The sequence below is a fragment of the uncultured Dialister sp. genome, from assembly GCF_900541605.1.
Taxonomy (GTDB): Bacteria; Bacillota; Negativicutes; order Veillonellales; family Dialisteraceae; genus Dialister.
Genome location: NZ_UQKJ01000066.1, coordinates 1 through 10,566, shown reverse-complemented (window position 1 = coordinate 10,566; position 10,566 = coordinate 1). Strand labels below are relative to the sequence as shown.

Genomic DNA, 10,566 nt, shown 5'->3' with positions numbered 1-10,566 from the left:
ACCTCCAATTGAAGTATAGCACATAGATACATTGATTTAAAGTAAAGTAATTAATATCGTTTACTATAGCTACCATGTGATATTCGGTGGTTGGAGAATTCTGAAAGATTTTAAATCTCCCATGGGAAGTGCCGATAATACGATAGTAGCTTTTGGAAACCAACTACGTACGGGGATATTTCAAGAAATATCTCCTCAACTTTCTGATACATGGTTTATGCTAGATATACAACCTGAAAAACAAATACATCCTAAATCGGGCTTTATTACAACATTATTGGATGAGAATGTCTATGACTATGAGATGGAAATGGGATGGTTTTACCGGTATAAAATGTTTTATGTATATGGACGAAATGGTTTCTGGATGATTCAGGCGGACCCGTTTCATATTAAGCTGTTACGCAGCAAAAATATCCCTGCCAGGGATGCAGGGGCATTGGATGAGACAATTGCCAAGTATAATACCAATGGAAATCAGTTTACGGTAGTAAACGATGAATCAGGGCTAACCAGGGAGGAGCGGAAGGCCTATAATCGCTTGAAAGAAAAAGCGCAGCCTCGAATTGCAAAGCTGAAAGAGCAGGGACTGTATCCGTGATATGCTGCGCTTTGCAGTTGGAAAGGATATTATGCTGTAAGAACTCATAGAGCGTAGAACATATTAATACTTTTGAAGTACCAATACTTCCTTGTATAACGATGTAGGTATACTCTGCCAATTTCAGTTTGTCGAGCTGATGGGAATTGACGGCTAGTGCGTTTGTGTGCAGAGTTACTCGAACGGAGCTGCTAGCTCCTAGCTGTTAGCAGCTAGGAAAGCTGACTAGCCTGCGGCGCTTTTCATCCGATGTTTCCGCTAGTCATTCGTGCCGTAGGCTGTAGAGCTTTCCTAGAAGCTAGAGGCTAGCAGCTGGAAGCCCCGCACGAATGACTCTATCCGTAAGCTTCGCTCTAACAGCTCATCAAACCGCAATATGGTATAATAATATAGTATGTACAAAATAAGTGTTCTTATGATTTTTCGGAGAGAAACATGCGTGTTTTGGGAATAGACCCGGGCACCGGGCGGTGCGGATTTGGGGTGGTTGACAAGGTGGGAACAAAGATTACTCCTGTGAATTATGGAGTCATCGAGACCTACAAGGACCAGAGCGATATGGAAAGGCTGAATATCGTTTATGAAGGTATCGGGGAGCTCATTGCCCGGTACCGGCCCCGGTTCATGGGGGTGGAGACCCTCTATTTCAATACGAATATCACCACCGGCATCAAGGTGGCCCAGGCCAGGGGGGTCATCCTGCTGGCTGCCTACCGGCAGAATATCCCGGTGGTGCCGGTGACGCCGCTCCAGGTAAAGCAGCAGATGACCGGCTATGGCCGGGCGGGAAAGAAGCAGGTCATTGAGATGGTGAAGCGGATGATGGGCATTACGAAAAAAATTGATCCCGATGATGCCGCCGATGCCCTGGCCATCGGGCTGACCGCTATTTATCATGTGGAACATCGTCAGTTATTCGGTGAGGAAATGAAATGATTGGATATATCAGGGGAAAAGTGACAGCCCTGTTCAAGGATGCCTGCTTTCTGGAAGCCGGCGGTATCGGTTACAGGATTTTTATTTCAGATAAAACGAGGCAGCGCCTTTCCAATGGACAGGAAGCAAAGCTTCTGACCTACATGGCAGTCCGGGAAGATGCCATCCTTCTTTATGGCTTCCTGGGGCAGGAGGAGTATGACCTGTTTCTGGTGCTCCTGTCTGTTTCCAAAATCGGGCCCAAAGTGGCCATGGGCATTCTTTCTTCCATGGATCCCGCCCAGTTTGTGGGGGCCGTGAAGGCACAGAATGTGAGCCGCCTCACGAAACTGCCGGGCATCGGGAAGAAAACGGCAGAGCGGCTCCTGGTGGAGCTGAAGGACAAGGTCGGCGCCTTTGCTTCGGAGGATATGGAAGGCGCTGTAGAAACAGAAGGGCCGAAGGACGATGGCATCACCGGTGAAGCGGTGAAGGCCCTCATGAGCCTGGGCTATGAAATGGAAGAAATTGCGCCAATCATGAAAAGGCTGGCCGGTTCCTATACCAATGTGTCGGCCCTGGTGAGCGCAGCGCTTCGTGAATTTGCAAGAAACCGGGAGTAATGGATGAACAATAAATATATCAAAAGCCTGGGGGGCGAAGAAGAGGAAGAGGTCCTCGGCAGCAAGGGACGTATCGTTTCCACAGAAGAGACGCCGAAGGACGAGTGGCAGACGTCCCTGCGCCCCCAGCGCCTGGATGATTACATCGGACAGGAATCCTTCAAGAAAAACCTGAAAGTCTATATAGCGGCGGCAAAGTCGAGAAATGAAGCCCTGGACCACGTGCTTCTCTACGGGCCTCCGGGCCTGGGAAAGACCACCATGGCCAAAATTATTGCGAACGAGCTGGGAGCCCAGTTCAAGGTAACCAGCGGTCCCGCCATCGGACGGCCGGGGGAGCTGGCTTCTATCCTGACCACCCTCCAGGACCATGATGTCCTTTTTATCGATGAAATCCACCGGCTGAACCGGAATGTGGAGGAAATCCTCTATTCCGCCATGGAGGACTTTGCCCTGGATATCGTCATGGGGAAGGGCACCGGTGCCAGCTCTATCCGCATAGACCTTGCCCATTTCACCCTCATCGGAGCTACCACCCGGGCAGGGTCTTTGTCGGCACCGCTCCGGGACCGGTTCCTCATTACGAACCACATGCAGTTCTATGAACCGGCGGAACTGAAGAAGATCATTATCCGGGCGGCCCACATCCTGGGCATAGATATCGAAGACAGCGGGGCGGAAGAAATTGCCAGGAGGAGCCGGGGGACACCGCGTATTGCAAACCGTCTCCTGAAGCGGATCCGTGATTTTGCCCAGGTCCAGGGAAGTGCCATTACCGCCGGTATCGCTTCCGATGCCCTGGCGGCGCTCCATGTAGACGAAATCGGTCTCGATGACCTGGACAATGAAATCCTGAAAGCCATTATCTACAAATTCAATGGGGGCCCCGTGGGGATTGATACCATTTCCGCAGCAGTCAGCGAAGAACGGGCCACCATTGAAGATGTATGCGAACCCTATCTTATGCAGATCGGGTTCATTTCCAGGACGCCCCGGGGCAGGATTGCTACGAAGGCGGCCTATGACCATATAGGAGCTCCCTGGAACCCGCAAGAGGCGGAAGGAAGCCTCTTCGAAGGCAGCCATGGAGACCGGTAAGCTTCTCATCGCCATTGGGGTCCTCTTCATTGTGGCGGGACTGCTGTTTCTCATCGGCGGCCGCATCCCTTTCCTGGGCCACCTGCCGGGGGATATCCACTTCATAAAAGGAAATACGGAATTCTATTTTCCCGTGGTCACCTGTATCCTTGTCAGTGTGATCGGGACGATTCTTCTTAATATTTTTTTCAGAAGGTAACGAACCATGAATAAAAAAATATGGGCTCTTCTCCTCCTCCCCTTTGTTCTTTCCCTGTCTGCGGCCGAGGCCGGGGCGGAATCTATTCCGGTCCAGAGGAAAGCGGTCGTTCGCACAGCTGCCAGAAATCCGGCGCCCCGGGCGTCGGTCCGGAAACCGGCAGCAAAAAGCAGTGCTTCCACAGAGAAAAAGACCGGCAGTCTGGGTCCCGATGTGGAGGTGGGCCTCCTATCCGGCGGCGAAGTGACACTGACGGGACTTTCGGAATTCAAAGCGGAGTCAGCGGGAAAGGTGGTCGGCAAGTACGGCACCGGCACCCGCCTCTCCATTACGAGGAGCGGCAATGCACTCCTCCTCAACGGGAAAAAGGCGGGGGATAAAGTGTACCTGACCACAGGAAGCACAGCGCCGGCCTTTGCGGTAAAAGGAAACCATTACCGTGGCGTCATGAAAGTGATTCCTTCTACCTGGGGCAGCGGCGTAACCCTGGTGAACGTGGTGCCCATGGAGCTCTACGTGCAGGGGGTGGTGCCCAGTGAGATTGTGCCTTCCTGGAGGGCCGATGCCATCCGGGCCCAGGCTGTAGCGGCCAGGACCTATGCGGCCTTCCATAAAAACGGATATCGGTCGGCGGGCTACGATGTCACCGATGACACCCGGTCCCAGGTTTACGGCGGCGCCACTGTGGAAACGGAGTCTACGAACCGGGCGGTGAAGGATACGGCAGGGGAAATTATCACCTACGGTGGAAAGCCTATCGATGCGCTCTTCCATTCTTCCGGCGGCGGCTATACAGAAAACAGCGAGAACGTATGGGGGAGCACGGTCCCCTACCTTCGGGGGGTGAAGGAATACTACATCGGAAATCCCTGGACAAAGACCGTATCCCTCTCCTCCTTTCTCCGGACCATGGCCAATGCCGGCTATAACGTGGGAAAGCTGAAGGGCATCAAACTGTCGAAACTCCACATCGGTGAAGCCCATCATACGGCGGACCGTGGCATTTCCGGCCGGGTGAAGACGATTACCCTTATCGGAAAGAACGGCACGAAAACAGTGACCGGCGAGCGGATGGCTTCTCTCTATGGCCTGGACAGTACCCTCTTCGACCTGTCCGTAAAAGGGACCAGCCTGGTGATCACAGGCTACGGCTACGGCCATGGCCTCGGCCTTTCCCAGTGGGGCGCCGAAGAAATGGCGGAAAAGCAGGGAAATACAAAGGATTTCTATAAAACTATTCTTACCCATTACTATACGGGCACTAAAATTGAGAAAATTTACTGATTTTCTTGACGATGCTTTGAATCAGGATTAAAGTAATAAGGATTGGCCGTGAAACGGGACGGTTGTCTTAAGGTGGTCAATGGGGCTAAGGGTGGCCGGTGAACAGTGCTTTGCCTGTTCACCGGGTTGTGGCTGGCGAGCGTCAGCGCTGCCAACCGGCAGCCCTTAGCCCCATTCACACCATGTGTACGACCCACGTCTCGTCTTAGACATTGGTTTTATACTACAGGAGATACAGAGAAACAATGAAACTTGAAGAATTCAACTATGACCTTCCTAAGGAACTGATTGCCCAGGAGCCGGCAGAACCCAGAGATTCCTGCCGCCTCATGATGCTGGACAAAAAGACAGGGGAATGGTCTCACCATCATTTCCGGGATATCCTGGATGAAATCCGTCCGGGAGACGTATTCGTCTTCAATAATACGAAGGTCATTCCTGCCCGGCTCTATGGTAAGAAACGGGACACCGGCGGCAAGGTAGAAATGCTGCTCCTCACGCCGAAGGGCAATGATGTATGGGAAGTCCTGGTAAACCCGGGCAGGAAAGCCCTGCCGGGCACGGAAATCGAATTCTCCGACCACTGCTGGTGCAAGGTACTGGATAAGACGGAATTCGGCGGCCGGGTGGTAGAATTCCATTACGACGGCAATTTTGACAGCCTTTTGGACCAGATCGGGGAAATGCCGACACCTCCCTATATCCATAAGAAACTGGAAAATAAGGATGAATACCAGACGGTATACGCCAAGTATAAAGGATCCGCCGCAGCGCCTACGGCAGGCCTTCATTTCACGCCGGAACTTATGGAAGAAATGAAGAAGAAAGGGGCGGAATTCCTCTTCGTCACGCTCCATGTGGGCATCGGCACCTTCCGTCCGGTGAACGAGGAAAATATCGAAGACCATGAAATGCACAAGGAATGGTATACGGTCAGCGAACCGGTGGCGGAAGAAATCAATAAAGCCCGGTCCGAAGGCCGCCGCATCATTGCCGTGGGCACCACCTCCGTCCGCACTCTGGAGTCCGCCGGCCAGTCCGGCACGTTAAAGAGCGGCAGCGGCTGGACCCAGCTCTATATTTACCCGGGGTATCAGTGGCACATGGTAGACGCTATTGTCACCAATTTCCATCTCCCCGAATCTACGCTCATCATGATGATGGCTTCCTTCGCAGGAAGGGAACACATCCTGGCAGCCTATGAAGAAGCGGTACGGCAGAAATACCGGTTCTTCTCCTTCGGCGACGCCATGTTTATCAGATAAGGAATCCATATGGTCATCAACTACGAACTGGTGGCGGAGGACAAAAAGACCGGTGCCCGGGCCGGACTGCTCCACACCCCCCACGGAACATTCAAGACCCCCATGTTCATGCCCGTAGGCACCCAGGCCACCGTGAAGACGGTGACTCCCGAGGAACTGGAAGAAGTGGGGGCCCAGATTATCCTGTCCAATACGTACCACCTCTTTCTCCGCCCCGGCACGGAACTTATCCGGGAAGCCGGCGGCCTTCATGATTTCATGAACTGGCACAAGGGCATTCTTACCGACAGCGGCGGATTCCAGGTATTCAGCCTGGGAGCCATGCGGAAAATCACGGAGGAGGGGGTCCATTTCCGGTCCTTCCTGGACGGATCGAAACAGTTCCTTTCTCCGGAAGTATCTATCCATGCCCAGGAAGACCTGGGAAGCGACATTGCCATGGCCTTCGATGAATGCATCCCCTATCCGGCGGATTATGCCTATGCAGACCACTCCACTGCCCGCACCACGAGATGGGCGGAGCGCTGCATTAAAGCCCATACCCGAAAAGACCGGGGCATGTTCGGCATCGTGCAGGGGGGCATGTACAAGGACCTCCGGAAGCGGAGCGCCGAAGAAATTTCCTCCATGCCCTTCGACGGTATGGCTATCGGTGGCCTTTCCGTAGGGGAACCCCATGAACTGATGTATGAAATCCTGGAGTACACCACCCAGTTCCTGCCGGTCAACAAGGCCCGGTACCTCATGGGCGTAGGTACACCGGACTGCCTCGTGGAAGGGGTAGCCCGGGGAATCGACATGTTCGACTGCGTATTCCCCACGAGGGTAGCCCGGAACGGCATGGCCATGGTCCATACGGGCCGACTCAATATGAAAAACAAGAAGTATGAAAAGGACTGGGGCCCCCTGGAAGAGGGATGCCAGTGCTACACCTGCCGCCATTACAGCCGGGCCTATATCCGGCACCTTTATAAGTCGGAGGAACTCCTGGCATTCCGGCTCGTCACCATTCACAACCTCTTCTTCCTGCTGCAGTTCATGCGGGACATGAGACAGGCCATTATTGACGGAAATTTTACAGAATTCCGTGAGAATTTCATGGCAAATTACAAAAGATAATACAGACAGACCCCTGGATTTATGCTAAAATATTTCTATGTATACACTGGAGGTGAATGAAGTGGAAGAAGCAATGAATTTACTGAGCTTTGCGTGGCCTTTCCTTATTCTGGTAGGTATCATGTACTTTTTCATGTACCGGCCTACGAAGAAAATGAAACTGGAAAGAGGACGTTTCCTCCTGTCCCTGAAGAAAGGGGACCATGTGGTAACATCCGGCGGTATTCACGGGACCATTAAGGTACTCCGCGATAAGTACGTGGAACTGGAAATCGCGCCGAAAGTCATCATTAAGGTAGAAAAATCCGGCATCCAGCATGGCGATACAAAGCTCATGGATGAAAAGGAAGCCATCAAGAAAGGCGCTGCCGAAGTAGGTGAAGCAGCGGAAGCCCAGAAAGACGGCAGACCGGTCGATGACAAAGCCTTCGAAGGAAAGAAGGACGAACCGGAAACCGAAGTGGTGGAAGAAGTCGTTGAAGTGGATGATCCGAAGGATGCAGGCACCGAAGTCATCGAAGAGGAAGTAGAAGTGGATGACGACAAGAAGCCCGCAGCAAAGGACAGCAAACCTCAGAAAGAGGAAAAGAAATGAGTGAATCGGAACTTTCTGCTTTCGAAAGGAAAAAGGAGCTCCGAAGGGAGATGCTCGCCTTGCGGCGGGCTCTTTCTGATGATGAGGTAGAAAAAAGAAGCCACCTCCTCACAGAAGAAATCTGCGCCCTTCCCCAGTACCGGAAGGCAAAACGGATCATGGCGTTCCTGGCCATGAAGGGGGAGTCGAACCTGGATGAGCTCATTTCCCGCGCCCTGTCAGAGGGCAAGGAAGTCTATATCCCGGTGTGCCTTCCGGAACGGAAGATGGAAGCGGGCCGTCTCCTTTCCATGGACCATTTTGAAAAAGGTCCCCTGGGCCTTCGGAACCTGCCAAAGGGCTATGACGTAGGACAGCCGGAAACCATGGATCTGGTGCTCATACCGGCCGTGGCCTGTGACCGGGAAGGAAACCGCCTCGGCATGGGAGCGGGGTACTATGACCGCTACCTGTCCCGGGTGCCCGTGGAAAGACGGATCGCCGCCCTTTGGGATTTCCAGGTGGTCGAATCCATCCCTTCCGAATCCTTTGATGAAAGAATCGCAGGTATTGTAACGGATAAAGGATTCATTATAACGAAAAGAGGTTGAAGTTTTGGAAAAGAAAAGGACAAGCTCCCTCCGCAAGGGAGCACTGCTCCGGTTCTGGGTAGTCATCTTCGCCATCATCGGCGTCTTTGCGGCTGCCGTAGGACCTCTGGCCGGCCATATCCGCCAGGGCCTGGACCTGCAGGGCGGTACCCATATCGTCATGCAGGCGGAAGACACGGAGCAGAACAAGGTCACTCCGGAAGCCATTACCCAGGTCATCAATATCATGCAGAAGCGTGTCAATGAAATGGGTCTGACAGAACCGATTATCCAGCGGGAAGGTGCGAACCGCATCATCATTGAACTCCCGGGTGAAAGGGATCCCCAGAAGGCCATCGAAACCATCGGCAAGACGGCAGTACTGGAATTCAAGGATGAAGAGGGCAATGTCAAACTGACCGGTGAAGACCTGAAGAATGCGAAAGAACAGATGGGCCAGAACAAGCAGCCCCTCGTAGCACTCCAGTTCACCGATGAAGGGGGCAAGAAGTTCGGAGACCTGACCTCCCAGAATATCGGCCGCCACATCGGCATTTACCTGGATGGGGAACTCCTGACGAACCCGGTGGTCAATGAAGCCATTACCGGCGGCCAGGCTGTCATTACCGGACAGCGGACCCTGGAAGAAGCAAAGGATCTGGCAATCCTCCTCAGAAGCGGCGCCCTGCCGGTTAAAGTATCTGTACTGGAAGTCAGGACCGTAGGACCGTCCCTGGGCCAGGATTCCAAAGATAAATCCATCGTGGCCTTCACCATCGGTATTTCCCTGGTCGTACTCTTCATGATGGCCGTGTACCGCATGGCCGGCTTCGTGGCAGATACAGCTCTCCTGGTGTACGTGCTGATTCTTCTGGGCGTGCTGAACCTGCTCCATGCTACCCTGACACTGCCCAGTATTGCCGGCGTCATCTTGTCCGTCGGCATGGCGGTGGATGCCAACGTCCTCATATTTGAACGATTCAAGGAAGAAATCGCGGCGGGCAAGATACTCCGCCTTGCCGTGCAGGCCGGATTCAAACGGGCTTTTGTCACCATTTTTGATGCCAACATGACCGTCATCATTACCTCCTGCATCCTCTTCTTCCTGGGAAGCGCCACAGTCAAAGGATTCGCCTTCTCCCTGGGCCTGGGCGTTGCGGTATCCATGTTCACCGCCATTACGGTGAGCCGTACCCTCCTCATGCTCCTCATCGATGCCAGCTGGATTCATAACCCCTGGTGGTTTGGCGGGAAAAGGGGGTATGACAGATAATGTTTAAGAATTTTGATTTTATCGGCCATAAGAAGATCTGGTTCACCTTCTCGGGAATCATGATTCTTCTGTCCATCATTTCCATCATCCTGTTCCGCTTCAACTGGGGCATCGACTTCACCGGCGGCACCATCCTGGAACTGGGATTTAACAAGAACGTGACGGTTGAAGAAGTCCGTGACGGCCTCCGTGAAGATGGCCTCCAGACATCCACCATCCAGCTCTCCGGCAATATTTCCGGGGAATCCGGGGATGACGTCATCATCCGTACCCGGAACCTGTCCTCCGAAGAAGCCCAGACCGTGGTGGCCCATGTCAATGACAAAGTGGGCGGCGCAGAAGTGAAACGTATCGAAACCGTAGGCGCTGTCATCGGTTCTGAAGTTACAAAGAGCACCCTCCTCAATGTGCTTATTTCCTTCGGTGCCATGATTCTCTACATGTCTATCCGGTTCGAACACCGCATCGCCATTTCTGCCATCGTAGCCATCTGCCATGATATCCTCATGGTGCTCGGGGTCTTCGCCTTCTTCCATCTGGAAGTGGACGCCTCCTTCCTGGCCGCCATCCTGACGGTTCTTGGCTATTCCATGAACGAATCGGTAGTTATCTTCGACCGAATCCGTGAAAACCTTCACACCCACCGGCGGACAGACAGCTTTGCTACCCTGGCAAACGACTCCATTCACCAGACCATCCGCCGGTCCCTGTACACCCTGACCACCACCCTATTCTGCGTGGCATCCCTTTACTTCTTCGGTGGGGACACCACAAAGAACTTCGCCCTGGTCATGCTCATCGGATTCATCTCCGGTGCCTATTCCTCCATCTGCGTGGCATCCAGCATCTGGGTGACTTGGCATGAACATCTCCACAGCGAACGGAATGAAAAGCGGGGGACCGAAAAGAAACTGAAGACTGCAAAAGCCTGAAAAGATAAAAAGCAGAATCTTTCTTTCGATAGATTCTGCTTTTATTGTAAAAAGAAAACCCCCGGTTGGACCGGGGGTTCAATAAAGCTTTAG

12 protein-coding genes are annotated in these 10,566 nt (G+C 53.0%); all 12 read left to right on the top strand.

The window, feature by feature from the left end; genetic code table 11:
- Positions 1-121 precede the first annotated feature (121 nt).
- The 12 genes from QZR21_RS05880 to secF all read left to right on the top strand — a co-directional run bounded on the left by QZR21_RS05880 (position 122) and on the right by secF (position 10,473).
- Positions 122-601 (top strand): hypothetical protein, encoded by a 480-nt coding sequence (locus QZR21_RS05880; RefSeq protein ID WP_296099245.1) that lies wholly within the window; start codon positions 122-124, stop codon positions 599-601.
- Positions 602-1,036: 435 nt separating this feature from the next.
- The gene (ruvC, locus tag QZR21_RS05875) at positions 1,037-1,537 is read left to right on the top strand and encodes a crossover junction endodeoxyribonuclease RuvC (RefSeq protein WP_296099246.1); all 501 of its coding nucleotides are present in this window, start codon (positions 1,037-1,039) and stop codon (positions 1,535-1,537) included.
- Positions 1,534-2,139, top strand: coding sequence for a Holliday junction branch migration protein RuvA (gene ruvA, locus QZR21_RS05870; protein WP_296099248.1), 606 nt, complete (start codon positions 1,534-1,536; stop codon positions 2,137-2,139). Before ruvC ends, ruvA begins: the two co-directional genes overlap by 4 nt.
- Positions 2,140-2,142: 3 nt before the next feature.
- Positions 2,143-3,237, top strand: coding sequence for a Holliday junction branch migration DNA helicase RuvB (gene ruvB, locus QZR21_RS05865; protein WP_296099250.1), 1,095 nt, complete (start codon positions 2,143-2,145; stop codon positions 3,235-3,237).
- A complete protein-coding gene (locus tag QZR21_RS05860) occupies positions 3,224-3,436 on the top strand; it encodes a DUF2905 domain-containing protein (protein WP_296099252.1) in 213 nt (70 codons plus the stop codon). The genes ruvB and QZR21_RS05860 overlap by 14 nt, the downstream gene beginning before the upstream one ends.
- 6 nt (positions 3,437-3,442) lie before the next feature.
- Complete coding sequence (locus QZR21_RS05855) at positions 3,443-4,720, top strand: SpoIID/LytB domain-containing protein (RefSeq protein ID WP_296974243.1); 1,278 nt, start codon at positions 3,443-3,445, stop codon at positions 4,718-4,720.
- A 245-nt stretch (positions 4,721-4,965) separates the two neighbouring features.
- Entirely contained in the window at positions 4,966-5,985 is a 1,020-nt protein-coding gene (gene queA / locus QZR21_RS05850; protein WP_296099255.1) for a tRNA preQ1(34) S-adenosylmethionine ribosyltransferase-isomerase QueA, read from the top strand.
- A 9-nt stretch (positions 5,986-5,994) separates the two neighbouring features.
- Positions 5,995-7,104, top strand: coding sequence for a tRNA guanosine(34) transglycosylase Tgt (gene tgt / locus QZR21_RS05845; protein WP_296099257.1), 1,110 nt, complete (start codon positions 5,995-5,997; stop codon positions 7,102-7,104).
- Positions 7,105-7,165: 61 nt separating this feature from the next.
- Positions 7,166-7,699 (top strand): preprotein translocase subunit YajC, encoded by a 534-nt coding sequence (yajC, locus tag QZR21_RS05840; protein WP_296974238.1) that lies wholly within the window; start codon positions 7,166-7,168, stop codon positions 7,697-7,699.
- Positions 7,696-8,289 carry a 5-formyltetrahydrofolate cyclo-ligase gene (locus tag QZR21_RS05835; protein ID WP_296099262.1) on the top strand — a complete coding sequence of 198 codons (594 nt, stop codon included), beginning with the start codon at positions 7,696-7,698 and terminating at the stop codon, positions 8,287-8,289. Before yajC ends, QZR21_RS05835 begins: the two co-directional genes overlap by 4 nt.
- A gap of 4 nt (positions 8,290-8,293) precedes the next feature.
- Positions 8,294-9,541 (top strand): protein translocase subunit SecD, encoded by a 1,248-nt coding sequence (gene secD / locus QZR21_RS05830; protein ID WP_296099266.1) that lies wholly within the window; start codon positions 8,294-8,296, stop codon positions 9,539-9,541.
- Positions 9,541-10,473 carry a protein translocase subunit SecF gene (gene secF / locus QZR21_RS05825; protein ID WP_296099272.1) on the top strand — a complete coding sequence of 311 codons (933 nt, stop codon included), beginning with the start codon at positions 9,541-9,543 and terminating at the stop codon, positions 10,471-10,473. The genes secD and secF overlap by 1 nt, the downstream gene beginning before the upstream one ends.
- Positions 10,474-10,566: the final 93 nt, after the last annotated feature.

Excerpts from the sequence above, each read along its gene's own strand:
- QZR21_RS05880 (WP_296099245.1), top strand. The coding sequence starts at position 122 with ATGGGAAGTGCCGATAATACGATAGTAGCTTTTGGAAACCAACTACGT.
- ruvC (WP_296099246.1), top strand. The coding sequence starts at position 1,037 with ATGCGTGTTTTGGGAATAGACCCGGGCACCGGGCGGTGCGGATTTGGG.
- ruvA (WP_296099248.1), top strand. The coding sequence starts at position 1,534 with ATGATTGGATATATCAGGGGAAAAGTGACAGCCCTGTTCAAGGATGCC.
- ruvB (WP_296099250.1), top strand. The coding sequence starts at position 2,143 with ATGAACAATAAATATATCAAAAGCCTGGGGGGCGAAGAAGAGGAAGAG.
- QZR21_RS05860 (WP_296099252.1), top strand. The coding sequence starts at position 3,224 with ATGGAGACCGGTAAGCTTCTCATCGCCATTGGGGTCCTCTTCATTGTG.
- QZR21_RS05855 (WP_296974243.1), top strand. The coding sequence starts at position 3,443 with ATGAATAAAAAAATATGGGCTCTTCTCCTCCTCCCCTTTGTTCTTTCC.
- queA (WP_296099255.1), top strand. The coding sequence starts at position 4,966 with ATGAAACTTGAAGAATTCAACTATGACCTTCCTAAGGAACTGATTGCC.
- tgt (WP_296099257.1), top strand. The coding sequence starts at position 5,995 with ATGGTCATCAACTACGAACTGGTGGCGGAGGACAAAAAGACCGGTGCC.
- QZR21_RS05835 (WP_296099262.1), top strand. The coding sequence starts at position 7,696 with ATGAGTGAATCGGAACTTTCTGCTTTCGAAAGGAAAAAGGAGCTCCGA.
- secF (WP_296099272.1), top strand. The coding sequence starts at position 9,541 with ATGTTTAAGAATTTTGATTTTATCGGCCATAAGAAGATCTGGTTCACC.